The following is a 26898-nucleotide window of genomic DNA, read 5'->3' on the forward strand; positions in this document are numbered from 1 at the left end:
GCTGTTCGCGCTCGTGGACTGCTCGGCGTTCTACTGCTCGTGCGAGCGGGTCTTCGACCCGTCGCTCGACGGCGTGCCCGTTGCGGTGCTGTCGAACAACGACGGCTGCATCATCGCGCGCTCGCAAGAGGTCAAGGACCTCGGGATCCCGATGGGCGCGCCGTTCTTCAAGCACAAGCGCGAGCTGGCGGAGCAAGGTGTCCGCGTGTTCTCGTCCAACTACACCCTTTACGGGGACATGAGCCGCCGGGTGATGGCGGTCTTGGAGACGGTGACGCCCGACGTGGAGGTGTACTCGATCGACGAGGCGTTTCTGAGCGTGCCGACACCCGAGGGCTCGCCCCAAGCCGTCTGTGCCGAGATGGAGCGGCGCGCGGTCGAGATCCGGGCGAAGGTGCTCAGGTGGACGGGGATCCCGGTGCGGGTGTCGTGGGCGGAGACGAAGACGCTCGCGAAGGCGGCGAGCGAGTGGGCCAAGGTGAAACTGAAAGCGGGCGGCGAGCCGTGCGTGTGCCTGTGGGGCCACCCAGAACGGGAGCGCTGGCTGGCGTCGATGCCCGTCGGCGACGTGTGGGGCGTGGGGCGGCGCTGGGCGGCCAAGTTGGAGGCACTGGGCGCGGCGACGGCGTCGGGACTGGCGGCGTTGCCCGACGGCGTGCTGCGCCAGCGGTTCAACGTGGTGTTGCTGCGGACTGCGATGGAACTCAGGGGCGTGTCGTGTCTGCCGCTCTCGGACGCGCCCGTCGCGCGGCAGACGTTGGTGAAGTCGCGGAGCTTCGGGGAGCCCGCGAGCGACCTCAGCACGATCTCTCAGGCTGTGGCGACGCACGCGGCGCGAGCGGCGGAAAAGCTCCGGCGCGAGGGGCTCGTCGCGGGACGGATCGAGGCGTTCGTGACAACGAAGCGGTTCGGGGCCGGTCCGCACCGCTCGGGATGCCGGGGCGAGATGCTCGGCGAGGCGACGGCCGATTCGGGCGCGCTGGTCGCGGCGGCGCGGCGGAGCCTGGGCCGGGCGTACGTGGAGTTCGACGCCAGAGGCACGCCGTACCGCTACCGTAAGGCGGGCGTGACGCTGTTGGAGATTCGGCCCGTGGGGACGGAGCAGCGGGGACTGTTCGCCGTCACGGATGGCGACACAGCGTCGGACCGCCAGAGGCGGGCGGCGCTGATGGAGGCGCTGGACGCGGCGAACCGGAAGTACGGGAAGCGGGCGGTCGTAGTGGCATCGCAGGGGTGCCCCTCAACCCTCTCGCGGACGCGGGCCGCGTCAGGCGCGCCCGCGTGGGAGATGCGACGGGAGCGGATGAGCCCGCGGTACACGACGCGGTGGGACGAGTTGGCGGTGGTCCGCTAGCCCGGCGACCAGGTATCCTTTCTAGGTATCCCCCTTCGCGCCTTTGGAAGAACGGTGGGGTAGGACTTCCAGCACAACGGGTGCGATCTCGTAGCCCTCCAGGTGCGCGACTCTCGCCTGCTCGCGGAGGTTCACACACACCGTTTCGCGAGATGTGCTTTTGCCCTTCCGCGAGTCGGCGTCATCCCAGAGTGTCTTCTCGAAGGAGACAATGAGGTGGATCCCGTAGCGGCGCCCACTCTCCCGGAGGTAGCGGCGGGCGAGCTGACCGAGGAGCCCGTTTGCATAGTCGTCATTCCAGGCTCCCTTGACCTCAATGATGACCTCCACGGTCTCGCCGTTCGGCAATGCGAGGACAGCGAGGATGTCCGTCTCGCTGCGTGGAAAGGATTCTGCCTCGCGCGCAAAGACGACGCGGCGTGTACCCAGTTCGTCTTGGAGGTGGCGCTTGATGTAGTCGCTGACCCCGTTCTCGTCTCTAGGTCGTGCCACGTTGGGGTGAGCGGTGAGTTCCTCATTCCAAAGCTCCGGGGACGCGCCCTGGCGTTGGCCCGAGAGCTTGGTTTGCAGACGTTTCAGCGAGCACAGGATAGCGGCCTGGAGCTCGCGGTCGCTGCGGATCGGCGCGGCGTCGGGATCCTGAGCGAGGGCGAGCACGGCGGCGGGAGCGAGGTAGTCCGGGTCGCGCTTGGCACGTTCGGCACGGGCATTACGGACCCAACTCGTGACGTCGAGTGTGGGGACGTCTGCGCCAATCGCCTTCAGGGCGTTGATTGCCTCCTGGGTCCCTCGCTGCGCGATGGAGCGAAGCAAGTGGTTGACGAGCGTCGAGCGCCAGCCGATGACGCCGTCGGACGGAGTAAGTGAGTGCGCGCGCCGCGCGATGTCGGTGAGTGTGTGGAGCGAGACGGTATCGAACTGCACGGTTCGGTACCGGCCCTGGTGCGTGATGGCCTCGAAGAGAGCACGGGCATCGGCCTCGTCGTCCAGATGGCTGCTGAGAAGACTCCAGGCCGCGTCGGGATCGGCCTGGAAGGCGAGGGCGGCGTAGGCGAGCCCCTGCTCGGTGAACCCCTCTCCCCTACCGAGTCGGCCCTTGAGCTCGGCGAGCGTGGCACCGGTGGCCTCCGGCTGACGGTTGACGACGAGCGTCTCCAAGAGTGAGAACCTGACGTCGTTGTCGCCGTGCTGGATGGCCGCGTCAACGAGGGCGGTGCGGAGCCGGGCGTTCCAGAACGGTCGGAGCGAGTAGATAACGGTGAGCCCGTAGGGGGTGGCCTCGGCGAGCATCGCAGAGATCTCGGCGACTAACGCGTCCGGAGCCTTTCGGTACGCGCGCACGAGGAGATCGCCGCGGCGCTTAACGGTCGTTGTGCCGTTGGAGTTGAAGTCGGCTCGGATGAGCGCCCTCACGTGTCGCCTCCACGTATCCGGGGCGACGACGCCGAGCGTATCGGTGGCTTCCGCAATGCGGAACGCGGTCACGATGGCAGAAGGCGTCAGGGCGACGTCAGGGGCCGCCAGCGCGCTGAGCGCGGCCTGGGCGACCTGGCTACGTGCCGAAGGGTTGAGCACCCGCCAGGTACGAGCGCGGCGGAGATCGTCGTGGACGTTGAGCGTGTGGGTGTTCCGGTCGTCGGCGGGGTCACGTTTGAGCTGGGCGACGACATCCTCCCACGCGCTCGAGTCTCCGCCGATCACGGCCAGAGAGAGATCCGCGATCACGTCCGGCACCGGAGGGTCTGGAACGTGGGGGGTCTGGCGCTCCTCCATCTCCGCCTCACGCTCCGCCTCGCGACGCGCCTTCGCTGCGAGCTTGGCCTTCGCGCTGGGGACATCTGGATGATCGAGAGGCACCGGCGCGAAGTAGCACGTCCAAAGACTGTCGAGCGCAGGCACGCGAGGCGCGGGACCGACCGCTGCAAGAAGGGCCTCGCGGTCGGCGGGCATCCGTGCGACGGTCGCTACGGCTCTGGCCCATATGCGCTGCGTCTCGCCAGAGGCCTCGGTGAGACGAGCCAGGAGCCAGGGCAGGTCATCGCGTACGAGGGTCTCGCGGAGGCCTGAGAGGGATATCGTCCGGTGGATGTCGGTCTCGCGCTCAGGAATCGGCTCGGCGTCAAGTGCGACTGCGGCTTGGACGAGGGCGCGGCGCACGTCGGACGGTGGAGTTGTGCCTTCGACTGGCCAGTAGGCGACGGGCACAACGGTCTCGCCGTACGTGGGCGTGATGGCGCGGACGAGCGCGGCAGCGATGTCGGGGTCGTCCATGACCCGGGGCTGTGTCGCCTGGACGAGAGCCGTCGCGAGAGGCCGGGTGCCAACGTTTAGGCTCGGGTTGCCGGCCAGCCACGTGAGACCGTCGACGAGCGCCGTGGCAGGTAGGTCGCCGTTCTCGACGTGGTCTTCTGCGAAGTTCGCCGCTGTGGTTTCGAGTTGGGTCGCACCTGCCTTCACGTCCGACTCTATCTGAGAAACGAGGTCGGCGAAGGAGAGGCGCTCTGGGAAACGGGCAGCCCGGACGGAGAACGCGACCCAGCGGTGGGGGTCGTCGCTCTCGGGCGGGGTTTCTAGCGCCGAGAGAGCGTCGGCGGTGTCGGTGTTGCCGAGTTCGAGTGCGGCATTGGTCGCGTGACGGCGGACGGTCTCATCGTGGGCATCGCCGAGCGCGATCTCGACAAAGAGAGGGACAAGCGCTGTCCGACGGGTCGCGACAGCGGCGTGAATAGCGGCGGTTCGGCCTCCGAGAGCGTGCCCCGGGTCCCTGATCCATGCGGCTAGCTGGTCGTCGAGGCCAGGGTGTACGAGGTGGTGAGGCGACGGCAGCGCCGCGCCGTAGCTCAGCCGTCCGGCATCGTGGGCCTGCTGGCACGCGAGGATCGCCGCCTTTCGGCCCTCTTCGTCCAGAGAATCGTCCAGGTATCGGAGGGCGACCCCAGGTTCGCGGGAGACGAGGTGCGCCCGGAAGTCAGGGTCGAGCGCGGAGAGCCACGCGGCAGTCTCGGCGTGCTGTGGGCGGACCCCCCCAGTAGGGTGCGAGAGGAGCGTGTTCGAGGCGTCCGGGGGTGTCTGGGCATTGACGAGGTACTGCGCCGCGAGGAACTCTTCGTACGAGCGGTGCACGAAGCGGAAGCCCCGCCCGTCCCCGGCGCCATCGGTGGCGATGAGACCGGAGTGGAGCGTCAACTCTTTGAGGGCGTTGCGAATCGCGGAGCCGTCCCAGGACGTGTCGCTTGTGCCCTCAACATCAGAGAGCGTGATGGCATCGCCATCGGACGTGCCGTCCAGCAGCAGGCGGAGCCGTCCGGACCCGAGCAGGAGGACGGCGATGCGGCTCGCGAGGCGGACGCGCTCGGCGGGTGTCGTGGTTCCGACGCGGCCGACTTCATGGCGGTACTCGTTGGGGTCCTCCGCAAGAAGTTGGACCGCTTGGCCGTAGAGAGCGACGCGGCTCTCGGGCAGCCGCTGGTCTTTCTCGTAGATGCGGAGAAGCAGATCGAGCGTCAGCGGCGCCGCGGCGAGGGGCCCGACCTTGGCCTCGTCGACGGCGGCGAGGAACGGATCGGCATGTCCCTCTCCGAGCCTTGCGGCTGCAATCGCCCAAGCATCGAGCCGCCGGAGCGGCGCCAGTGTATAGACCTCGACGCGACCCATGAGCGCCTTCAGGTCTCGTTCGAGGGTGTGGGGGCGATCTCCGTCTCGACAGGCGATGCGGATGCAAAGGCTGGAGACATCTCCCCCACTCTTGAGTGCTCGGACGATGGCCTTGCCCAGTGTGCGGACGTCGGTGCGGCCTTCGTCGTAGGCGTCAAAGAAGAGGGTCGGCCGCTGTTCGCCTCGCACCCAGGCCTCTACTTCGGGCTGGTCGAGCAGGTCGCTGAGATCGGAGGACTCTGAGACTTCCGCGAGGTCGACCACGAGCTTGGGTCCAACCTCCTGATCGGCCATCACCCCGATCTCCGTCGACTTCCCGATGCCAGGGGGGCCGAGCAGGACGAGAACGTCTGAGCTGACGAGACCGGGTGCGTACTTGAAGTGCTCGTTGCCGGACCTGAGAGTCATCTGTCCCGGCTCCTCGAAGCCAGGGATAGGCGTCGCGGTCGCGAGGAAACCACCGCTGAGCCTCGGCGATTCGTCGATCGGAACCCAGACACGGGAGACAGGAAGGACGAGATCGGCGTCCACGGATGAGCGGGTTGGGGATGAGGGAGTTACGCAAGTCTCGACTGCGACGGCAACGCCTCATGTCGCCACGGACGTCCCACTGTGCAGCGGGAGGTTTTCTCAGACGGTGCTGACGGCATCTGGGTTCGTAGCAGTACCGCCCAGTCGGGTGGGACTCACACTAGCGTCTGGGGTGGTGGCGAATTCGCCCGCGCCGAGGTTGAAGCGGAGAACGCTCTCTGAGGCCCGCCAGCCCGACGGGCGTCTCCCAGGTCGCAGATTCGGTCCGCGTGCACTACACGCGACGTGGCGGGCCCGTAGCGGCGGAAGGCAAGTGCTTACCCACACACAGGGGACGCAAAAAAAACGATTCTAGTAGACTAGTCGCTTTGAAGTAGACTAGTTGACTGGTGGTCCCTTAGTTTCTTGGTAGACCACGCAGTACCTTAGTAGACCTCTCCCCTCCCCCGGACCATGATCGTATCCGTTCAGAACCAGAAGGGCGGCGTCGGCAAGACCGCGACGGCCGTCAGCCTGGCCTCGGTCGCCCGCGCTCGCGGGCAACGCGTGCTGCTCGTCGACCTCGACCCGCAGGCGAGCGCGTCGCGGTGGCTCGACGTGGAGCCGGACGGCGAAGCGGTGCTCGGGCTGAGCGACCTGCTCGACGGGGTGGCGTCGGGAGACGTCACGCTGGACCAGGCCGTCGTGGAGGCACGCGCGGCGGAGGAGGACCGGCCGGAGCTGGACCTGCTGGCGGCCGACGAAGCGCTCCTGTTCATCGAGCGCGAGTTGGGCGGCGACGGCGCCACAGACCGCCTCCGCACCGTGCTGGCGGACGCCCGGGAGCGCTACGACCTGATCGTGCTCGACGGAGGCCCCGCGATCACGGCTCTTTCGGCGAATGCGCTCTATGCGGCCGACGTGGTGCTGGCACCGGTGACGCTTTCCTCGATCGCGCTCGACGGCATCGCGCGACTGCGCCAATTGGTGGAGCTCGCCAACGAGCAGGGACATGCTCTACGAGCACTGTACCTCCCGACGGGGGCCGACGCGCGGCTGCGCGAGACACGCGAGTTGCTGGACGTGATGCGCGAGGCCTTCGGGTCGTTTCCGGACGGAGACGTGCTGGAGCCGGTGCGGTACAGCTCGGCGTTGAGCCGGGCGTACGGCACACGCGAGACGATCGCGGAGTACGCCGACACGGCGCGTGCGGAGACGGGTAGGGGGGACCGCGCCGCAGACCGTGCGGTCGAGGACTATGGTGCGGTCTTGGACGCGCTCGACCGGATCCAAGAGAGAACGAGAGACTAGTCTCTTAGTCTGTTGTTAGTCTACTAGTCAACCAGTCCACTATCCAGAACCACCATGGCCCGCCGAGACCTCCGAAGCAACGCACTCTCTTCTCTGATGGGCGGCGCTCCCGCGAAGCGCGCGCCGGAAGCGCCGCCTTCGCCTGACCCCAAAGAGGGCCAGACCGTTGTCAAACCGGATGCGAGTTCACGCGCGCCAGCGAAGCCCAAGCCGAGTCCGCGCAAAGCGAAGACGCCGGCGGCGAAAAAGCGAACGCCTAAGCGGAAAGCTCCAGAGCCCGCCGTTGAGGCCGCGCCGGACGGGTACGTCGGCAAGAGCCAGTACCAGCGCAAGCGGCGCGGCTTGGTGTCGAAGGTGGCAGTCCACCTGAGCCCGAACGTGGCTTCGGCGCTGAGGCGGGCCGGGGCGGTCGGCGACGAGAACGGCTCGAACATGAGCGAGATCGTCGAGGCGCTCCTGGTGCGGGCCGGGTACGTGGGCGACGAGTGACTACGTCACCGTCAGGCCTGCGGCGGAGCGCTTCATCCAGTCCGTGTAGACCATGACGCGGCGGGTCTTGCCGGTGGGCGTGTCCATGTAGGCTTTGAGGTAGGAGCCCGCGTTCCGGGTGGTCTGGTCTCCACGGTGGAGTGGGGCGTAGGGGCCGGGGGAGAGCTTGGCTGTGGCGTCGTTGAACCGGTTCCGCGACTCGGGACTTCTGTGGGCGACGTAGTTGCGGAGTTCTCGGACGGCCTCGTACATCTCGCCTTCGGTATTCGCCAGCGTTCGGATGGGTGCCGCGAACGAGGGATCGAGCCATTGTCCAGCGCGCCTGGACAGCGCGCTCGCGCTCGGGAAGGTGACGTTGCGACCCTGCGCGTCGAGAAACGCAGACACGTCCTGGACTGTGAGCCGAGAGGGCGTGCCGACGGAGACGAGGGGGCGAAGAGTCCCGCTGACGTGCTCGTCGATCTGCCTACGGGCTTTATCGACGAGGTGGGCTTGGTAGACGGCGGGTTTCCGGTTGACGAGGGCAATGAATAGGTCCGACCAAAACGACTCGAAGGACACCGCCGCGCTGGTGAATACGGCGAGCGACAAACGGCTGACGTCGGCCTGTTCGCTTTCGGTGCCCCGGAGTGCAGCGGAGGTGCGGTGGAAGAACGATTCGAGGCGACCGACGTCGTCGGTGAAGCGGTCTCGGATCTTCTCTGCGCTGGCAGTACGCGCCATGGGTTACGAGCTGAGTTGGGGAGGGCGAAGATCGACGATGCGCCATCCGTACCCAGGTTGAGTCGAGTACCGGAGGACGAGGTCGTTCTTTGGCCACGTGCCTTCGGCAGGGATCTGAGCCGTGATTGGGTCGTCCGGAGCGCCGGAGGCGTAGCGGTCGATAGCGCCGAGAAGGTCCGAGACGGCCGCTTCGTGCTGGTCGGCGTCGAGGTCGTGCGTGAACATGAACCGCACGCGCTTCTCGTCCCGGAGCGTCGTCAGGACGGAAAACACGACGGGCGGCTCTCCGGTTGTGTCCTTCCCCGAGGTGGAAACCCGGGAGACAGGGGTTTGGCGCTCGGGACCTGTCGTCCGGCCGACGAGCCGGAGGAGGGCGCGTTTGAGAACCGGGTAGTGCTCCTTCGCAGCTTCCCGAACGAGGCCGCTGGCGTACTGCGAGATGACGAGGGTGATGGCCGTCGGGACGAGCCATTCCAGCGAGGCGAACGGATGGTTCTCTCGCTTGTGGGTTTCAACGTCGAAGCCTGCGCTCCGAAGGTCACCGACGACGTCATCGGTGACCTCCGACGGGACGATGTCGAGCCGGGAGAGAATCAGATCGGGGTTCATAGAGGCGGGGAGGGGGAGAAGCGTCCCGTAAACCATCACCCTTCACATCGGGCGGCGATTCGTGGATGCGAGAGACCTGTGAAGGCCTGTAAGGTGCGACCATGAGAAGAGCCCAATCCCGTAAACCATCACCCGACGACGACGACGAACGGCGGCAGGTGACCGTTTACGGGAGCCGTCGTCGTTTAAAGAGTGTTTAGAAGAGTTTAAATACAGTTTACGGTCCGTAAACGGCTGCGCGACAATCGCTTCCAGGGACAAAGGTGATCGTTAGCGGGAGAAAGGGTGATGGTCTGCGGGACGAAAGGTGACCTTCTACGGGAGCATAGGTGATGATCTACGGGATGGCGATCGGTCCCGTAAACCATCACCTCAGAGGAGTTATCCACGGCACTGGGGTCGAAAGGTGATCGTTTACAGGACGGCGACAGGTGACCGTCTACGGGATGGGGTGCCGCAACCGCCAAAGGTGATAGGATGCGGGATGCTCAGATCACCGTTCGTCGTATCCTCGACTCACCCCCCCTTTTCCCGCTTCGAAATGAGCGTGCCGTCCCGTAAACCCTCACCTAACGCGATGGGGGTGGCTCCTGGTGAGATCAAGAAGCACGTCGGCGCGGTCCACGTGAAGGGTTCGCTGTCGCTATTGGAGCGGAAGGTCTCGAACGTGCTGCTCCTCAACGCCTACGAGGACCTGCCCAACCCCGAGGTGTTCGAGCATGAGATCCGTTTGCGGACCCTGGCCGATGTGGCGGGCTTCGACTCGAACGACCACGCGCTCTTGCGGGCGTCGTTGGAGTCGTTGGCGGGGACGACGATCACCTGGAACATCCTGGACGCCGAGGGCGGGGAGGAGTGGGGCGTCTCGACGTTTCTCGCGCAGGCGGTGACGCGCGGTGGCGTGTGTCGCTACGCCTACGCACCGGACCTGCGGAAGAAGCTGTACAACCCGGAGATCTACGCTCGCATCAACCTCTCGGTGCAGGAGCGGTTTGGGAGCGGGTACGCGCTGGCGCTCTACGAGAACTGCGTGCGGTTCCGGAAGGTGGGGTCGACGGGCTGGATCTCCGTGGAGCAGTGGCGCGACCTGCTCGGTGTGGAGCCAGGGCAGTACGATTCGTTCAAGTACCTCAACCGCGACGTGCTGAAACCGGCGATCACCGAGGTCAACCGGTTCAGCGACATCCGGGTCTCGATGGAGCGGAAGAGGGAGGGCCGTCGGGTGGCGGCGTTGAAGTTCCGGATCGAGGAGAGCGATCAACTCCAACTGGACCTGGGCGGCGGCGCGAAGCGGGCCGCCCAGGAGGCCGGGAGCGCGGGGGAGTTTCCGGGCAACCTCCCGGACCCCCGTGCGATGGCGCCGGAGCCGGGCGATCTGCTCGACCCTTTGCAGCGGCGCCTGGTGACGTTCGGGCTGACGGAGGCGCAGGCGCTGGACGTGGCAACGGAGTACGACGCCGGCCGCGTGGAGGGCAACTTGGCCTACGTGGAGAGCGAGATCGAGCGGGGCCGCGCGATTTCGAACGTGGCGGCGTTCACGATCGGTGCGATCCGGACGGACTACCGGGGTGGGGGAGAGGCTCCCATTCAGCGCGAGGTGGCAGCTCGCAAATCGGCGAAGGAGCGGAAGGCGCGCGAGGCCGACGGTGCCCGCCAGCGCGCGGAGGATGCGTCGCGCACGCGCAAACTGCGCGCAGAGCAGGAGACTCGGACCCAGAGCGACGCGCGTGCGGCGCGACTGGACGCTGCTTGGTCTGTACTCTCCGACACAGAGCGGTCTGGGATTGAGACAGAGGTGGTAGAGCGATTGCGGAATGAACTGCCGTATCTCTACCGGACGTACGAGACCAGCGGTGAGGACTCGGTGGCGGTGCGGACGACGCTTAAAGCGTTCCGGTACGAGGCGCTGGACGCGCACAGTCCTCGGGACTGATGTAATGAAGCACTGTTACGGTTCTGGCGCGGCGGGGTCCGTCTGCCGGTCGCCGCCATTCGCAAGCGTAGCGAGGCGGATTGCAATCGCCAGAGGCAACTGGCTGGCGCGTGGGCGGCGGAGGACGGCTTCCGCCGCCGCGTGGACTCCGTCACGGTGTGACGATGTCGGCTCTACGCCGGCGAGGGTAGCGATGGAGCGAGCGACGGCCGGCCGAAAGGGAGGCTCGCCGCTAGCCTCGACGAGGAAGGCGAGGGCGTAGAGGTGTTCGAGCTGAGTGCTTGGGTGCGTGGTGAGCGCGAGGCTCGCCGTCCACTGGATGGCGGGTGCGCTCGGCGAGGTGGCCGCGTCCCGCAGGTGAGGGGTGGCGTTTGTGTCGCCGAGCGTGTGGGCGACGGCGAGCGTAGCGACGCCGATCCACGGGTTGACGAGGGACATATCCGCCCCAGTCACCTCGGCCTGTTCGCGCCAGGTATGGAGCGGAAGGTCTGCGGCCTCGCCACGTGCGAACGGCCCCGTAGTCGCCAGCGACATGAGGTAGACCAGCGTGTGGGTGCCTTGCGGGATCTCGCTGAGTGGGGGTGTGGACTCGGTTGCTGTGGTGTCGCCAAGGTGGACCTGGGCAGCGTGGAGAAGCCGCGCGACTTGGTTGGGCAGGTCTGAGGGCGCGTTCTGGACGAGGTCCGTGGTGTCTGAGAAGAAGCCAGCGGTGGTCGAGATATGGTCTGGAGCACTTGCCCGCTCCGAACGGGCGCGTTCGAGAACGTCTGTACCGCACTCGGCGTGGCGCTCGGCCTCGCCGAGCGCGCTCCACAGGCTCGCAAGCGACATGAGATCCACGTCGTCGAATTCATCCTCGTCGGTGCGGCTGATCTGCCCAAGCTCAGGCGCGGAGAACCCGAAGGCACGCCCTCCTGCCGTCTCTTCCAGCCAGGCAATTAGAACCGTAAGGCGGCGGTGGAGCTTGCGAAGGATGGACGTTTCGGGGGGCGGCAGGGAATTCAGGACGGGCGCGAGGAGCTCGACGGCGCCGCACACGTCTCGGTCGAGCGCTCGGGCGAGGGCGCGCTCGGCGACGTAGCCGATGCGGAGCGATGGCACGAAGGCCGCCAAAGGCTCAGCGGCTTCGACGCCCAGAGCCGCCCACTGCGACGCGTCGGCGTAGCGACCGAGCGCACCGGCAGACCGAATGGCATCGGAGAAGTCGTAGGCGAGAGAGCTACCCGGCACACAGAGCGCGTCGTTGTCCGAGACTTCGCGCCAGCGGGGTAGGACAGTCTCGAAGACCGCGAGGGCCTGTTCGTGATCCCCGTCGTACGCGTGAACCTTGGCGCGGTAGGCGGCGACGCGAGGGTCCGGTGTCGGCAGAGAAGCGTCGGCGGCGTCGAGTACGTCGAAGGCGCTCCGGGTGTCGCTGAGATATTCTGCGTGGACGGTGGCTTGGCCGATCGCCACGGCGGTGAGGAGGGCGTCGAGGCGCCGAGTGCGGGCGAGAGCACCAGCCAGCTCGAACGCGCTGAGGACCGCGGGCCAGTCGGGAGCGTCTTCCAGGGACTCGTTCGACCAGACGCGGCCGACGATACCCACGGTGAGAGCGTAGCGTTGGCGGAGTGCGTCCTCGACGGCCGAGCGGAGCGGCTCGCGGAGGTCGAGATTGAGAAGTGCCGTGAGGTGTGGCGCGCGTGTGCAGCGAAAGTCGAGAAACTCGGCGAGCGTCGAGGAGGAGAGGTGATCGAGAAGGCCAGGCGTTCCGTCTGCCAGCGGAGCCTCGATGAACGCGACGTCTGGGTCGAAGCGGTCGGTTGCCAGGAGAGCCTGAGCCGCCTCGGCGGCGCGTTCGATGGGAACGGGAACTTCCAGATTGATTGCTAGGTGCGTGCGGAGTTGCAGCTCGAACAGCGCTTGGGCCTCTGGATGAAGTCCCGAAGCGCCCGTGAGATCGCGCTCCCAGGCGTCGAGAACGGCCAAGGCTTGCTGGCTGCGACCCGACGCCGTCGCAAGTTCGAATTGCAGCGACCGGAGCGTGAGGCTGAGTGTGGGGTCGCCTGGGCCAACGAGGGCGTACGCGCCGCCGGTGCCAACGGCAGGAAACCAGTCGATATAGGGCGCAACACCCTCGCGGACGCTCTCGTCGGCCTGGGACCAGATGGCATATGCATTGAAAAGGGCGGGTCCGTTGTTGCCTAGAATGCCGTGGGAGAGGACGCCGCTGATGTCGACGGCGGTGAATGGAGCGTCGAGCAATGCGTCGGCTGCATCGGTGTGGAGCTGCGTCTGCAAGCTGGGAGGAAGGTCGGTGGCGAACGCGCCTTTGAGGAGAGGAGAGACGCGGTACCGGAGCGGCCCGTAGGGCTCGATCCAGGGACCGATCAGGCGGTCGAGTCCGTCCCCCGCTGCCGAGATGGGAGGTGGCACATGGGCGAGGCGGAGTGCGTGGACGCGCGTGAACGGAATGGTGAAGACGCTGAGCCGCATGACGAGATCGGCGGCGTCGGCGGGCAGCGCATCGCGCAAGCGTCTCCGCGCGTCGCGCTGGGCCTCGGCTAGCGGCGGGACCGGAGCTGTCAGGTCTTCTGGTCGGATGGGTGGCCACTCGGCGCGGACCGCTTCGCGTGCGTAGACGTCTGCAAGGAGAGGGTGCCCCGAAGAGCGGATAAGGGCCAGGGTGGCCCACGCCGATGCCTGGCCAGGCGGGCATCCGCGGTTGAGGGCAAGATGGCGGAGGTCGTCCTCGTCGAGCGGAGGGGCTGCGACGTTGGGGTCACCGTCGACGAGAACGGCAAGGCCATGAGGCAGTGGCGAGTGTGCGGTCACGACGAGCCGCCCTTGACGAGCGCGTACGGCGACAAAGAGTCGTCGGAGAGCGCTCTCCGCACGTCCTTGGGGAGGTGCGAGGTCGTCGGCAACGACGACCGTGCCGAGGCGGAGAGACGCTACCGCAAGGGCTGCTTCGTCTAGGCGGTCGGCCAGGCTATCGCCTTCGAGGCCTCGGAGGTCTAGGCGCACCCACGGCGCAGGCGATGCAGCCGCCGCTAGGTCCGCAAGCGTTGATTTCCCCATACCCGAGGACCCGTGCACGGCGACGAGCGGCGACGCGGCGAGGCGCGCGAGCAGGCTTTCGATCGTGCGAGAGCGTGGTAGGGCAGAAGCGAGAGGCGATCCTTCGACAACGTCAAGGAAGCCGGGGTCGCCAGGCGTGCGTTGCGGCGCGGTGGTGGCGGCAAGCTGGGCGGCGGTGGCCGCGATCGTCGCGCGGTCGGCGGCGGGTTGCAGACCGACGGTGCGGTCCTCGAAGAGGCTCAGGAACCCGTCTTGGGTGAGCCTCCGGTCCCCGGCTGCACTCGCCGTCTCGATGGCCTCGGTGAAAAGTGACTCTGCTACGGACGTGGCAAGCGAGGGCAAGATGCCGTGTCGTCTTCCGTGGAGCGCCAAATGGCGGCTGACGAGACCTTTGAGGTCTCCATGGTCGGGAGCGTCGGTGTCCCACTGAACTCGTGATACGAGGTGCTCCCGGAGGTCAGTGTCCGAAGCTGCTCGAAGAAACGCGTGGAGGTCCGGAGAGACTTTGGCATCGCGGAGGTCCGCGCCGTGGAGGTAGGTCCGGAGCTCGCGAAGGGCGTCGTCGTCGTGGAGGGCGAGGTCCCATACGTCCAGGCCCCGGCGTCCGGAGCCCAGCGGCGTCTGCTCATGTGCTCGCCGTGCGCGTGTGAGATAGCGGAGGAAGACACGCGCCTGTGGGTTCCACGCGCGGTGCCGCCAAAAGTGTTTGAGCGCCGTGCGGGCCTCCTGAGTGCCCAGGGAGAGCGAGCTGTCCGGAGTGTCTTTGACCTGACCGGTCACGATCTGTCCATCGCGCCGGAGGTCAATGTCCTCGGCGGCTTCAAGGAACAGAGCTTCGTCGTCGCCGAGCGTGATCCAGGCGAGCACGGCGTGCCACGCTTGGTATACGAAGCCCCGGGTGCCAGCGGGAGCCTGTCGGGCGGCGTCGCCGGTGGGCGGACGAAGGGGAGGCGTCGGCACGTGGGGTTAGGGCAGAAGCGCGTCGAGGAGACGACGCGCGAGTCTTGGTCGTGCGGCGGGAGCGGGAAGGTGGAAGGGTGTGGCGGCTTGAACCGCACGGGTTCTTTCTTCGCGCTCTGTCTGGCGGCACCAGAAGACAAAAGCTTGGAGTGTGTAGCTCACGCTCCGCTTCCAATAGACAAGCCAGTTCCACCACAAGAGGACGGCGGTCGCCGTGGCGACCGCGGCGATCACGAGCGCCAGAGGCCACCCGATGAGCTCGGCGCGCGCCAGAGCTGCTCCTGCGACGAAGAGGGCGGGAGGGATAAGGTTGCGGCTGAAAATGGCGAGCGCGCCAACTCGGCGGGCCATAGACCACCGGCTCGACATTTGGTCTTCGACTACGGTCTCCGCGTAGCGGTAGAGTACACGGGTGTACTTCTCGCCTTGGGCGTTGATGGTGACGGGGTCGAAGTGGAAGAGTCGTGTGGCGATCTCTTCGGCTTCAGGGAGATGTGGGTCCTTGGCGAGAATCGCGTCGAGGATGCGGCGCTCGCCACGCAGCTTACCAAAGGCACCCTGGACGGTAGTGAGGCCGACGTGGATCAGAAAGCCGGTGACGTAGGCGGCGACAAAGCCGAGCGCGAGAACACCAGCTGTGTTCTCGGCCTCGACGAGCGCGACGAGGAGGTCCGGGGAAAACGCGAAAGCGAGAGCCGACAGGACAATGACGCCGGGCATGATGTGCACGACGAGGTCGAAGAACTGGACGGTAAAGCTGCCTTGCACGAGTGAGCGCTGGGATCTTGGGTAATGCTACGTCATGGGGTGTCACCGAGGGCGCGGCTTACGGGAGGGCCAGCGTGTATCCTCCGCCCGCGATGCCCATGACGCCCGATCCTGGCATTCGCCCAGGCCTGGACGGAGGCCAACAGGGGTTCTCTACGTTCTATGATCGCGATCTCGATGGAAATCCCGGCGCGCAACTATATCGGCGTGTCGGCCGCGCCGACGATCGTGGCCACAGCATCAGGGTCAACATCGACCTCGACACGCCAACGCGCCGCCTGCGGCTCGCCAGAGGCTTCGGAGTAGGTGTCAGCCTCTGGCGCCATGGCGACACGTCGGACAATGCCAGAGGCCTGTCGGAGGCGTTCCTGGGGGACGGCGGAGAAGGTGAGTCGAGCGGGCTTTCCGGGGCGAGCGCGTAGCGCCTCGTGCTCGGGCGGCCAGGCGCGGACGACGTAGGGCACGCGGCCGTCGGCATCCACGGCCGCCAGGTCGAGCACGATGTCGCCAGCAGCGATGCGCGCGCCGCGCCGCTCGCGTAGATCCTCCGTGAGCACAATCCCGCCGCGCCAGAACGACGACACGTCGGCGGCGCCGTCGGGCTGGCGCTCGGCGTATGGTGGCGCGTGTACGTCCAGGCGTACGCGGCGTGCGAGAAGGGCGGGGTCGTGGCCGGTCGAGGCGCGCGTCGCCTCGTCGAGCTCGGGCGAGCGGAGCCGGGCGAGACGCTGTCCGGGACGGACGGTGTCGCCCGCGGCGACGTAGATCTCGGTGAGTAAGCCAGGCTCTTCGGCGCGGATAGGTACGACGCGCTCGGGCACGAGCTGGCCGTCGAACTCGACCGTGCGCGTGACGGGGACGGTGAGGGCGGCAACGGCCGCGACGATGGCCGCCAGGCCCACGGCGCGGAGGATGCGGCGGCTGGCTCTCTCGGCGCCCTGGACGGGGCGCTCTGGGCCGCCCAGGGCGCTTGGGTCTCTGAGGCATCGGGGACCGTGAGCGTCCACGTGGGCGCATCTGTGCGTGCGGTACCGTCTCCGTGCATGGGTCAGGACGTGAGGGCCGGGAGCGCTCCGGCTCGTCCGTCGCCGCTCGACGTGTGCATTCCCGCGACGGGTCGCGCTCCGAGGCGGACGGTGCGGTCGGTAAGCGCGGCGTGCTCGGGCTGGTGCGAGACGAGCACGACGGCGGGCGGCTCGGGGTGCGATCGCAGCTCGTCTAGGACGCACGTCAGCACGGCGTGCGCGGTCGCCGCGTCGAGGTTGGTGGCGGCTTCGTCCAAGAGCGCGAGCCGCTGGCGCTCGCCAGCGGAGATCGAGGCTGCGCCCTCGGTCAGCGCCACGTCGAGCGGATCGTCGGTTCCGCCGTCCGCGGCGGCGGACTGGCGAGCGAGTTCGCGGACGCGGTCGCCCAGGTGGCACGCGTCGAGGACGGCGTGGATCTCGGCGTCCGAGATCTCGCGCCGGGCCACGTCCTCGGCGGCCACGAGCAGGTTGTCGCGGACCGACGCCGAGAGCAGGCCGGGCTCTTGCCAGCAGACGGCCACGCGGTCGCGCCAGCCCGGTGCGTCTCCGATCAGCGTCCATGTCGTCGCGTGGTCGCCGTCGATCTCCGCCTCGATGGCGCCCGCATCGGGGCGCTCGACCTGGCCGAGCAGCCGAAGCGCCGTCGTCTTGCCGCAGTCTGACGGCCCGACGAGCGCCACGACCTCGCCGGGCGCGAGGTCGAGGCGGTCGAGGTCGAGGCCCGGCGCGTCGGGCGCGTAGCGGAAGCGGACGCCGCGCATCCGGACGCGGCCGGTGTAGGCGACACGTTTGTGCCGGGCCACGCCTTCGGCGCGCGCAATGGTGGCTGCCGGGTCCGCCTCGGGCGGCTCGTCGGCCAAGTCGAAGACGCGGCCGAGCGAGACGGCGGACTTCTGGAGCTTGCCGCCAGCGTCAATGAGGGCTGAGAGCGGCGCGAGGAGCAGCGCCGCGTAGGCCTGAAAGGCCACGTAGCCGCCGAGTGTGAGGCCGCCGCTCAGGACGAGCCGCCAGCCGACGTAGGTGAGCGCGGCGATGTGGAGCGCGCGCACGACGGCGTTGGCGCTGTTGCAGATGTACCAGAGCCCCGTCGCGGCGACCGTCCCCTCGTGCGCCTGCGCGACGTGGCGCTGGGCGCGGCGGTACAGCGCCGCCTCGCAGCCCATCGACTTGAACGTGCGCGCCTCGCGGATCGCCTCGACGCGAAACGCGGCCCACTCGTCGTAGGCGTCGTAGGTCGTGGCCCACCGCCGGTTCGCCATCGTGCCGAGCGTGGCCGTGATCGCAGCGGTGATGGGTACGGCCACCAGGGCGACGAGAGCCAGGCGCGGCTCGATTAGGAACAGGATCGGCGGGACGGCGATCAGGTAGACGCTCTGGCTCATGGCCGTCAGCGCGGCGTCGGCGCCGGTGTCGAGCACGTCGCGCACGTCCCCGAAGCGGTTGGCGATCTCGCCGCTGCGTCTCGACTCCAGAACCCGGCTCGGCAGATGCAGCACATGGTTGAAAAGGGCCAGCCGCGCGACGTCGCGCATCCGCGTTCGGGCCGCGAAGGCGGCGAAGCGGTAGAGGTTGCGCGTCACGCCCTCGCCCGCCGTCGCGGCGATGATTCCGAGCACGACGAGCCCGAGAAGCGACACGTTGCCCGCTGGATAGACGCGGTCGAACAGCACGGCCACCAGGACGGGCGCGAGGAGACCGAGCCCACCCGAGACGACGGAGAGCGCGCCCGCGCGCCTCAGCGCGGGCCACTCCGAGCGGAACAGCCGCGCCAGGCGGCGCAGGTCAGCCAGCGATCGCCGGAGTCCTGGTGTCTCACTCGCCATGTCAGCGGACGACGGTGAAGCGCCGCGCCTGGGCGGCGGATCCGTCCACGGCGACGGCTCGAAGGACGTAGACGCCGGGCGCCAGGTCGGTCGTGTCGACCTGGACATCCACGCTACCGACGGCGATGCGGTCGTAGACGACGGCCGCCTCGCGGCCGAGTGCGTCGTAGACCACGGCGAGCACGCGCGTCGGACGGTCAAGCGTGAGCGTGGCCGTCGTGCGTCCGGTCGCCGGGTTGGGAGCGGGCGCCGCCAGCGTGAACGGCTGCGCGTCGGGGTCGTCCTCGCCGTCGGTCGGCGTCTCGATGGTGAGCCCGACATCACCCAGCGGCGTCTCGGCGCCCTCGGCGTCGATGGCCGTCAGCCCGACACGGTAGGCGCCGACGGCGAGGGCGGCGACGTCCAGGCCGTAGGCCGACGGCTGCCCGTCGGCATCGACCGTGCCCCAGGTTGTCCAAGTGGAACCGAACACGTCGGCGCGGCCGTCGATGCGGAACGCGGCGATACCCGCCTCGGCCGACGTGCTCCATGTGACGCGTGCCTGGCCGCTGGCGGTCTGCTCGGCGGTGAACGATGCCAGCGCGATCTGGACGGGCGGCGGGCCGAAGGCACGCGCGGCCAGCGTCGCGTCGAGCACGAACGGGTTGGCCGTGCCCTGGTGGGCTTCGATGATGCGCGTCCGGTCGATCTCCGCTTGGTCCGGCGGGTCCTGCGCGTGCCAGTCGAGAAGCGTGATGCGCTGCTCGGCCCAGAACTGGACGTCGAGATGATCGGCGCCGTGCGTGCCGTAGACGGTCCAGACGTAGAACATGGCGCGCGCCACGTCGCCGGCGACGGACTCGCGCGGTTCGAGCAGGGGAGAGGTGCCGTTGCGCTTCTCGGTGTAGAGGTCGCGCGTCGCCAGAGGCGGCGCGCTCGTCCGGGTGGTGCCGTCGGGTCCCCACCAGCGGTCGGCCTCAGCGTCGTCGATCTCCGCGAATGGGTGGTCGCTGCGGGAGCTGTTGACCGACTGCATCACGGGCGCCAGGTGGTGCATGTCCTTGTGGGCCGGTGTGCCCTCGGTCGCACCCCGGTTCTCGGGCCAGAGGTGTTCGGTGGAGTAGCGTGGGCTCGACGCCCAGGCGGCCGACGTCGGATCGAGAGCCGGGTCGATCCAGACGGCGTGCCCGGAATAGAAGCCGCGCAGGCTGTCGGTGGACGTTCCATCGTCCAGCCGCTCCATGTGGACGACGGCGAAGAGGGTGTCGCGGGCGCGGTCGTAGCTGTACGTCGAGGTCGGCGTGTAGGCCGATGCCAGCGCGGTCGTCAGGTCGTCGGCGGTGAGGTCCGGGTATATCGTCCCGCCGCTCTGAGCGAGCGCCAGAGGCGCCGCCAGGGCGACGAGCAGCGCGGCCACGCAGCGCGCTAGGCGGCTACCGGCCCGCCGCCCCGATGGCCGCTTGCCGGGCGACGAGCCGACGGATGGACGCGGCGTGCTGCCACTCACTGGCGACGAGCCCGCCGAAGACGACCGAGAGCAGCCCGCACGGGACCGCCGCTGCTGACTGGACGGACGGGACCCAGCCGTGCAGCGACCAGCCGCCGGTGACGCAGGCCCAAGCGAGCAGTGCTGCCACCGGCCCGTAGAGGAGCGACGGACCGACCGCGGCCAGGCACCAGGAGAAGCGAGAGAGGAACGACATGGCGACACGGGGCAAAACGACGAAGACGCCCGACCGGGAGCCGAACGGAGCGCCGACGGCGCACCCCTATGCGCCCACGCCGCGCGCAGCGCAGTCAAGGCCGCCGCCTCCCCTCTCTCGGGAGGGGAGAGCGGCGCGTGCGAGGGCCGCTCGCGGCCCGAAGGCCTTGACGGCGTGAGCACGGTGTGTTGCTTGTAGAGAGCGCCGCCGCCCCCACCTCCCCTGCGACCTCGGCCGCGCGAGCGGCCCGGTGTGAGGAGGCCCGGCGGGCAGTGGGCTCGCCCGCGCCCGCCTGGGTGACGAGCGCCGAACCAGAGAGCGGCGAGGCAGTGTGTCGCGATGTCGTGTTCATGGTCGCTGAGGGCTTTGTCGACGTGAGGCCGCCTATCGGGCGACCGTGAGGCGATGGGTGACGGTCTGGGCGCTGCCGTCAGCGGTCACGCGGACGATGTAGGCGCCAGAGGCCAAGCCGGACACGTCGAGGCGGAGGTCGCCCGGCGCGTCGTCGATGTGTGCGACGGCTCGGCCGAGCGCGTCGTAGACGACCGCCTGGACGCGCGCGCCGACGGGTGCGGTGATCTGGATGCGGCTCGACGTGTGCGCCGGATTGGGTGCGGGGAGCGAGACCGCCAGCTGGCTGGCGCCGTCCTTCGGGTCGTCGACTGTGCCCGCCTCGGTACCGAGGTCTGGCGCATCAATGCCGTCGCGGTCCTCATCGTGGCTGGTGTCGTGGGCGGGTGCCACCATCCCGAGCGGCACGTCGTCGCCAGAGGCCCACCCGCTGCGGGCGTTCGCTGCGGCGGCGGGCGCCTGCCAATCGTTGAGACGGCCGCGCGATTGGGGGAGCGGGCCGGACCAGGCGAAGTCGGCGTAGGCGTCTCCGGCGCCGGAGAGTTGGAGCGTGTGCCCGGCGGGCAACTCGCTCCACTGCTGGACCCGGCGGTGCGTGCCGTTGGACAAGCGCTCGCCTCGGATGATCTCGCTCCACGCGAGGGAGTCGGCGTGCGCGGGGGAGCCGCCACCGGGCTGCGCCGTCTCGGCGGCGTCGAAGACCGGCCCCTCAATCGCGTTGAACTGGCAGCCGCCGTAGCTCACGAACTGCAACAGCACGCCGTCGGGGTCGGTGAGCGCGAGCCCCTGGCAGCCGCCGCGGAGCCCTTCGGCGCCTTGCCAGACCGCGCCCAGCCCGCCGCCCTCGTCGTCGATCGTGCCCCGGAAGGCGACTGCGGGCGAGTTGTCAGTGCCGTTGCCGTCGACTTGGTACATGAAGCCGTAGCCCGAGTAGACCCAGACCCGGTAGCCGTACAGGTCCGTTCCGGCGCGGCCCGCGATCTCGACGCCCTCGAAGGCGTCGGCGCCGTCGTTGGAGTGGTGGACCTCGTTGATCCACAGGTCGCGCGCACGGGGCTGGCCCGCTCCCTGGTAGAACGCCCGGCGCATCAGCGTCTCGTCCAGGACGAACGGGTTGCGGTTGCCCTGGATGCGGTAGATCCGCTCGTTGCGCTCGCGCTCGAAGGCGTCCACGGGATCCCCTTCGTGCCAGTCGAGGAGCACGTCGAGCGTGGCGTCGATGAACTCGCGGCCTTCGTCGCCATCTTCGGCTTCGATGCGGTACGTGACCAGGAAGTAGGCCGCCATGCGCGCCACGTCTCCGCGCATGGAGTGGCGCACGTCGAAGCGGCCGAGCTCATCCAGCTCCTTCCTGCCGTCGCCGTTGTCCGACTGGCGGAGGAAGTCGTACTCGACGCGGCTCCACGTCGCGGGGTCGGACGGTGGCCCCGACGAGTTGTAGCGGCTGGTGGCGTTTCGAATCCACTTCTGGGTGTCGCTCGCGTGGTCGAAGTCGTCGCCGAAGGCCCGGTTCGAGCGGGCGCTGTTGAACGTACCGTAGGCAGGGGCGAGGTGGTGGAGGTCGTTGTGTGCGGCGCCGTCGGTGGACGGGTGGGTCTGCGCGCCTCGGCTGCGCGGCCACACGTGCTCGGTGTTGAAGTCGGCGTCCTGCATCTGGTCGCGCGGCGAGAACGGCGTGTCGGTCGTCCACGACCGCACGAGCCCACCGTAGACGCCGCTCACGTCGCGGTAGACGGTGCTCCCGGCCTGGCGGACGTTCTCGACCCAGACCGTCTCGAACAGGTAGTCGCGCGCCTCGTCGTAGTCGTAGGTGCGCGTGACGGGGTAAGCGTCGCGGATGCAGCTCTCGGCGTTCCAGCCTCGGAGGCCGTCACAGACGAGGGTGACCGGCGTGCTCGGCACGAGCACGACCAGGTCCTCGATGCGGGCGTGGTAGCCCCCGTTCGGGTGCGTGGGCGCTTCGGCGGCGAGCCCGAACCGGGACTCGCCCACGAGCCCGGGAAGTGTGGCCGACGGAAGGGGCGTACCGTCCACGTGGACGCTCCAGGTGTGGCCGCCCGCTGTCGGCGTGCTCTCGATCTCGACCGGGAGCAGGCGCGCGTAGCCGCTGGTGGGGATCGTGCCGAGCGCGATTGTAGCGGAGGTGGTGCCCCCGGCGACGGCGACGGCATCGACGGCGATCGTGGCGCCCGATGCCGTCCAGCGCAAGCGGAGCGTGGCATAGTTCTGCGCGTCCTGGTAGCGCTCCATGAGGTAGACCGTGACGGCGGCGGTGTGGCCCTGGGGCTCCCACACGACGGCGCGGATCGTCCGTGCGCCGGTCGGCCCTCGGTTCACGGCCACGGCGGGTACGCCGGGCTCGAAGCCTACACGGCTGGACGTGACCTTGGGCTTGAGCGCGTCGTCGGCTGTGCCCTCGACGGTCCAGACCGGCCCGATCTCGGGGACATGCCGGTCGATGGGCGTGCCGCCTGCCTGGCAGCATAGGGTGTCGAAGAACGCCAGCGTCTGGTCGTCCGCGGCGTGGGTCTGCGCACGGAGGGAGGGTGCGGCGAGGAGGAGCGCGACGAGGAGGACGCGGGCCTCTGGCGCCAGAGGGGAGGGGGCCCGCCGGTCGCGACCGCCCGCCACCACACGGGCGGCCGCGCCTGCCAGGGAGCGTGCTGCGGCAATGGCCGCAGAGCCTCCTAACGCCCTCAACGTAGCAGAGCGGCGGTCGCCGCGCACGATCGACGCCAGAGGCGGTGGGGTGGCGGTTCTCATTTCGACTCGGGCCGGGGCGTGAACATGAACAGCACCCGGAAGACGCGGAAGATCAAGTAGCCCAGGACGGTGACGATCGTGAGCACGATGGTCAGGTCCGTGTTCTGGACGCCTGACATGAACACGCGGACGCTGCCCAGCCCGATGAGGAAGAAGACGTAGATGAGGCCGAGGTTGAAGAAGGGCGCGTCGTCTCGGGCCTGGAGGTCGCGGACGTCCTGCTCGGTCACGATCTGCGACTGCGCGCCGTCGTGCATCATGGCGCGGAGGATGGCCGGGTTGCCCTCGGCGCGGCGCAGCACCTCGCGCCGGTAGTGCTTGACGTCCGGGCTGGCGATGGCGTAGCGCGAGACGAAGTACTCGAAGAGGGCTGCGGTGTGCTCCTGGCCCAGCGCCTCGACGGGGATCTGGCCGAAGGTGGCGATAAACGTGCGCAGGCTGCGGCTCTGTGGGAGGGCTCGAATGGCGCCGATGATGGTCGCGCGCTGCTGCAACTCGCGGAGAAAGAGGCCCTGACTCGCGCTCGCTCGGTCGAGCGCGTCGAGGACGATCAAGAGGCGCGGCGCCCGGCCGCCGCCGGCCAGGTCGTGCAGGCTCTCGACCACGGCTTCCTGCCGCTCGTCCACGGTCCGGAGGATCTTCTTGACCTCGGTCCACTCGTACTCGTCGCACGCTCCGGCGCGAAGCGCGGGCGGGATGCCGGGCAGGGCCAGAATCCCCAACTCGTGAAAGGCTTTGGCGAGCGCGTCCACCAGCCTGCCGTTCGGCCCGGCCTCGGCCACGTAGACGAGCGTGTAGGCCTCGTCCGCGCCCTGGGGCATCTCGACGTACCTGCGGCGGGCGCGCGTCTGGGCGGCGCCGTCCAGGAGCACGCGCCGCCCGGCGACGACGGCCACTAGGTCTTCGAGGATGCGGGTTTTGCCGACGCCCTCGTCGCCACGCAAGAGCGTGTGCCGCCCCAACATGGCGCGGTCCACGAGTTCGGCCAGCACATGCCCGTTGCCCAGCCGGATCGGGTCGGTGAGGACGGTGCAGTCGGGCGCACCGGGCACGCCGACCGGGCGGAGCGCGCCAACGGCTTGGCCGGAGGCGAGGACGGACGCGGCGAGCGCGTCGGGCCGGGAGATGGACGAGAGCCGGGGGGCGGAGGTGGAGGCCATCTCAGGCTATGTGTGAAGGGACTCGTCCTGTCTGCGCCCGGCGTTCGGTCCCGCCTGCCGCGTTGCGCTGCATCGCCGATGCTGGCGCATCGACTGCTTCACGCGCCTTGCAGGCGAAACCGCCTGCTCGTGCTCGACTACGGAAGAGCCCATCACGCATAGCCTATTTGTGGAGCCGGGTCCAGAGCTTGGTGACCTCGTGGACGATCGGGTCGTCGACGTGCGAGTTGGCGGCGTGGAAGGCGAGCAGCTTGCTCGTGACCTCGGCGTACATCTTGGTCCGGCTGCGCTTGAAGAAGTGCCAGCGCTTGGGCGGCTCGTCGCAGAGCAGCGAGCGGAGGTAGCGCACGGTGTCGTGGGCCGAGACGGGCGACGGGATGCCGGTGTCGGCCAGGATGTGGCCCTCGTGGGCGACGGCGCGCTCGCGGCCGACGGCGTCCTCAAACAGCTCGAAGACATCAGCCCGGAGCCGGTCGAGCTGGGTGGCGAGGCGGTGGCGCTCGCCAGAGGCCGGAGCGGGGGAGGGGAGCGTCGCCGGGGACGGCGCGGCGGGGACGGGTGCCGCCGTCGGCGCAGGCTGGGGGACGGGCGGAGGCCCGGCCTGGCTGTCGCCTTCGGTGCCCGAGGTGGGAGGCGTCGAGGCGGGCGGTGCCGGAGTGGCCGGAGCGATGACGGCCCTCCCCTCCGTGGAGGGGAGGAGAGCGCTCGCGCCATCGCCTGCTGCCGTCTCGGCCGGGGCACCCGGCTCGTCCATCACGCCCAAGGCGAGACCGCTACGGGGTCTGGTGGGCATCGAGGGCGGCGCGGCGGGACCGCCGCCCTGCAACTCCGCCACCAGCACACCCAGGTTGGTCGCGTGCGGGTGGTTCGGCTCGACCAGGCGCGGCCGTTCGGCGTGATCCCGAAGGTAGCTCTCGACTCGCTCGGTGTGCTCGTCGGGCGCGGCCGCTCGGAGCTCGGCCGCCGTCCGCTGCATGGCGATGGCCGCGGCGTCGCCAGAGGCCCCACGCCGCGCTTCGGCTAGGCGGTTGGCCTGCTCGATGATGCCGTCGAGGTCGAACGCCCGGTCGGTCCGGGCGGGCATCGCGGCCTTGTTTTTGGCCCGGTCGTAGAGAAGCACGCGGCCCTGGACGCCGTCGAGATGCCCGGCGAGCACGGCCGTCAGTCCTCCGGGATCGACCGTCCCGGTCTCGATGGCTGGGTCTTCGCCCGCGTCGCGCTCTTCGGGTGGCGGAACGGTCCCGATCGACACGGCCAGCCCGTCGAGGTCGAGGAGCCGGATGCGCGGGGCGAGCGGATCGGAGAAGTCGTTGACTTCCAGAATGCCGTTTCCGCAACCCGAGCGCGCGATCTGGTGCACGACGAGCGCGGCCGACTCGGCGCCGTCCACGTGGAGTTTCAGGCACTCCGAGTAGAACACCGTTTCGAGGAAGCGTGCGCAGTCCCCCTCGTCCAGTTCGTAGACCGACAGGAACGCCGGGCGCCCAGCGTCGCGGTGCTCGATGAACCGCCCGAGTGCGGTCGCGGGCATGACCGGGAACCGGTAGTCGGTCGTGGTTCGGGCGACCGCGAGAAGCTGGCCGCTGGCGGCGACGAACGTGTCGTAGGTGGGACCGAGCGTGCTGTGGCTCTCGGCAGAGGCACCGGGACCGCTCTCGGTGGGACCGTTGCCGGTCCCGTCGTAGCGGACGACGATGAGCGACACGACGCCCTGGGCCTGCTGGTCGGCAAGCGAGACCGGGTCCAGGAAGGACGCCGAGACCGATTCGATGATGGGGCGCGCCGTGGTCAGCATCTACTCAGGGCTCTGGGTGCTGGATGCCAGAGGTGTGGTCGTGGTCTCGACGGGCGCCGCCACGTCGCGCAGCGCGACGTCGGTACCGCCTCCGGCGTCGAGCGTGGCGAGGCGCGCGGCGTTCGTCGCCTGGGCGTGCTGAGCAGACAGCAGCGCGAGCCGCTGCCGAGCCAGCCCTTCGTAGTCGAGATCGCCCTGGTCGTACTTCATCTGCGCCAGGCGCGTCAACTCCTGCTGGGCTTCGACGCGCTGTGCGAGAAAGCCCGCCTCGATGCGAAGCTGCTGGGCTGCCAGGTCGGCGCGGCGCAGCTCTTCGGCGTCGCGCTCGCGCTCGTCGGCCTCGCGCTCGGCGCGGGCGATGACCCGCTCTCGCTCTCTCGCCTGCTGCTGTGCGCGTCGGGCCTGGTAGAGATCAATGCGCGCCTCGGCCACCTCGACGGCGTTGCGGGCGCGGTTGACGGGGCGGCGGTCGAGGAGTTGGTCCATGCTCCACGAGAGCGTGACGCCCCAGGTGTCGCCCGGCCAGCGCGCGATGGCGGCGTACTGCGGATCGTAGCCCTGGCTGCTGATCGATGGGAAGGCTAGGCCGCGTGTGGACATGCTGACGAAGAAGTCGGCTGCGGGGCGCCAGCGGCGCCAGCCGGTGACGGCGTGCAGCTCGGTCTGGGCCAGGTCGAGGCGGGCGCGCTCCACGCGCAGCCCGGCATCGCTGGTGTCGGCCAGGATGGAGAGTGCGGTCAGCGGGTCGTCCTGCGGCATCCCGTCCAGGCCGTAGCCGGGAAGGTCCTGGGCGGTCGCCAGGGGGGCGGGAAGGAGAGCCAGCGCCGCCAGGGCAAGCACGACGACGGCCAGGCGGAGCGGCCCGGCTGCTGCGCGGTGGTCGTCCTCGTGATCGTCGTCGAGCTCGTCGGTGAATCGGCGCATGGGA

17 protein-coding genes are annotated in these 26898 nt (G+C 68.9%); 4 read left to right on the forward strand and 13 right to left on the reverse strand.

Going from position 1 to position 26898, the window contains the following annotated elements; translation table 11 throughout:
• Nucleotides 1–13 precede the first annotated feature (13 nt).
• Complete coding sequence (locus BSZ36_RS17945; RefSeq protein ID WP_218827759.1) at nt 14–1354, forward strand: Y-family DNA polymerase; 1341 nt, start codon at nt 14–16, stop codon at nt 1352–1354.
• A gap of 21 nt (nt 1355–1375) precedes the next feature.
• Here the strand turns inward: BSZ36_RS17945 and BSZ36_RS17950 are convergent, their stop codons facing one another.
• On the reverse strand, nt 1376–5416 hold the full coding sequence (locus BSZ36_RS17950; protein WP_143536990.1) for a hypothetical protein: 4041 nt from the start codon (nt 5414–5416) through the stop codon (nt 1376–1378).
• Nucleotides 5417–5992: 576 nt separating this feature from the next.
• Here BSZ36_RS17950 and BSZ36_RS17955 point away from each other — a divergent pair.
• Together BSZ36_RS17955 and BSZ36_RS17960 are read left to right on the forward strand one after the other, a co-directional pair.
• Complete coding sequence (locus tag BSZ36_RS17955) at nt 5993–6829, forward strand: ParA family protein (RefSeq protein ID WP_094551869.1); 837 nt, start codon at nt 5993–5995, stop codon at nt 6827–6829.
• A 96-nt stretch (nt 6830–6925) separates the two neighbouring features.
• A complete protein-coding gene (locus BSZ36_RS17960; RefSeq protein WP_094551871.1) occupies nt 6926–7318 on the forward strand; it encodes a hypothetical protein in 393 nt (130 codons plus the stop codon).
• Here BSZ36_RS17960 and BSZ36_RS17965 read toward each other — a convergent pair whose 3' ends face one another.
• Together BSZ36_RS17965 and BSZ36_RS17970 are read right to left on the reverse strand one after the other, a co-directional pair.
• Nucleotides 7319–8041: a hypothetical protein gene (locus tag BSZ36_RS17965; protein ID WP_094551873.1), complete on the reverse strand. Its 723-nt coding sequence runs from the start codon at nt 8039–8041 to the stop codon at nt 7319–7321.
• A 3-nt stretch (nt 8042–8044) separates the two neighbouring features.
• Complete coding sequence (locus BSZ36_RS17970; protein WP_143536991.1) at nt 8045–8650, reverse strand: hypothetical protein; 606 nt, start codon at nt 8648–8650, stop codon at nt 8045–8047.
• Nucleotides 8651–9056: 406 nt separating this feature from the next.
• On the opposite strand from BSZ36_RS17970, the gene BSZ36_RS17975 reads away from it, so the two are divergent.
• Entirely contained in the window at nt 9057–10583 is a 1527-nt protein-coding gene (locus tag BSZ36_RS17975) for a replication initiation protein (RefSeq protein WP_143536992.1), read from the forward strand.
• Nucleotides 10584–10598: 15 nt separating this feature from the next.
• Here the strand turns inward: BSZ36_RS17975 and BSZ36_RS17980 are convergent, their stop codons facing one another.
• From BSZ36_RS17980 to BSZ36_RS18025, 10 genes are all read right to left on the reverse strand, one after another.
• The gene (locus BSZ36_RS17980) at nt 10599–14603 is read right to left on the reverse strand and encodes a hypothetical protein (protein ID WP_143536993.1); all 4005 of its coding nucleotides are present in this window, start codon (nt 14601–14603) and stop codon (nt 10599–10601) included.
• A 6-nt stretch (nt 14604–14609) separates the two neighbouring features.
• Nucleotides 14610–15371 carry a hypothetical protein gene (locus tag BSZ36_RS17985; protein WP_094551881.1) on the reverse strand — a complete coding sequence of 254 codons (762 nt, stop codon included), beginning with the start codon at nt 15369–15371 and terminating at the stop codon, nt 14610–14612.
• Nucleotides 15372–15568: 197 nt separating this feature from the next.
• Nucleotides 15569–16273: an efflux RND transporter periplasmic adaptor subunit gene (locus BSZ36_RS17990; protein WP_094551883.1), complete on the reverse strand. Its 705-nt coding sequence runs from the start codon at nt 16271–16273 to the stop codon at nt 15569–15571.
• Nucleotides 16274–16419: 146 nt separating this feature from the next.
• Nucleotides 16420–18219 carry an ABC transporter transmembrane domain-containing protein gene (locus tag BSZ36_RS17995; protein ID WP_179271287.1) on the reverse strand — a complete coding sequence of 600 codons (1800 nt, stop codon included), beginning with the start codon at nt 18217–18219 and terminating at the stop codon, nt 16420–16422.
• 1 nt (nt 18220) lies between these two features.
• Nucleotides 18221–19615, reverse strand: a complete 1395-nt coding sequence (locus BSZ36_RS18000; RefSeq protein WP_094551887.1) for an endonuclease — start codon at nt 19613–19615, stop codon at nt 18221–18223.
• 16 nt (nt 19616–19631) lie between these two features.
• Entirely contained in the window at nt 19632–19901 is a 270-nt protein-coding gene (locus tag BSZ36_RS18005; RefSeq protein WP_094551889.1) for a hypothetical protein, read from the reverse strand.
• Nucleotides 19902–20285: 384 nt separating this feature from the next.
• Nucleotides 20286–23015, reverse strand: coding sequence for an endonuclease (locus BSZ36_RS18010; RefSeq protein ID WP_143536995.1), 2730 nt, complete (start codon nt 23013–23015; stop codon nt 20286–20288).
• A complete protein-coding gene (locus tag BSZ36_RS18015; protein WP_094551893.1) occupies nt 23012–24175 on the reverse strand; it encodes an ATP-binding protein in 1164 nt (387 codons plus the stop codon). Before BSZ36_RS18015 ends, BSZ36_RS18010 begins: the two co-directional genes overlap by 4 nt.
• A gap of 163 nt (nt 24176–24338) precedes the next feature.
• Entirely contained in the window at nt 24339–25970 is a 1632-nt protein-coding gene (locus tag BSZ36_RS19610) for a hypothetical protein (RefSeq protein ID WP_094551895.1), read from the reverse strand.
• Nucleotides 25971–26894, reverse strand: coding sequence for a hypothetical protein (locus BSZ36_RS18025; RefSeq protein ID WP_094551897.1), 924 nt, complete (start codon nt 26892–26894; stop codon nt 25971–25973). It lies immediately after the preceding gene.
• Nucleotides 26895–26898 lie beyond the last annotated feature (4 nt).

Origin of the sequence: Rubricoccus marinus (genome assembly GCF_002257665.1) — a bacterium.
GTDB lineage: Bacteria > Bacteroidota > Rhodothermia > Rhodothermales > Rubricoccaceae > Rubricoccus > Rubricoccus marinus.

Bases quoted from the DNA above. Each gene is read 5' to 3' on its own strand.
- BSZ36_RS17950 (WP_143536990.1), bottom strand. From the start codon at position 5,416: ATGACTCTCAGGTCCGGCAACGAGCACTTCAAGTACGCACCCGGTCTC.
- BSZ36_RS17955 (WP_094551869.1), top strand. From the start codon at position 5,993: ATGATCGTATCCGTTCAGAACCAGAAGGGCGGCGTCGGCAAGACCGCG.
- BSZ36_RS17960 (WP_094551871.1), top strand. From the start codon at position 6,926: ATGGGCGGCGCTCCCGCGAAGCGCGCGCCGGAAGCGCCGCCTTCGCCT.
- BSZ36_RS17965 (WP_094551873.1), bottom strand. From the start codon at position 8,041: ATGGCGCGTACTGCCAGCGCAGAGAAGATCCGAGACCGCTTCACCGAC.
- BSZ36_RS17970 (WP_143536991.1), bottom strand. From the start codon at position 8,650: ATGAACCCCGATCTGATTCTCTCCCGGCTCGACATCGTCCCGTCGGAG.
- BSZ36_RS17995 (WP_179271287.1), bottom strand. From the start codon at position 18,219: ATGGCGAGTGAGACACCAGGACTCCGGCGATCGCTGGCTGACCTGCGC.
- BSZ36_RS18005 (WP_094551889.1), bottom strand. From the start codon at position 19,901: ATGTCGTTCCTCTCTCGCTTCTCCTGGTGCCTGGCCGCGGTCGGTCCG.
- BSZ36_RS18010 (WP_143536995.1), bottom strand. From the start codon at position 23,015: ATGAGAACCGCCACCCCACCGCCTCTGGCGTCGATCGTGCGCGGCGAC.
- BSZ36_RS18015 (WP_094551893.1), bottom strand. From the start codon at position 24,175: ATGGCCTCCACCTCCGCCCCCCGGCTCTCGTCCATCTCCCGGCCCGAC.
- BSZ36_RS19610 (WP_094551895.1), bottom strand. From the start codon at position 25,970: ATGCTGACCACGGCGCGCCCCATCATCGAATCGGTCTCGGCGTCCTTC.
- BSZ36_RS18025 (WP_094551897.1), bottom strand. From the start codon at position 26,894: ATGCGCCGATTCACCGACGAGCTCGACGACGATCACGAGGACGACCAC.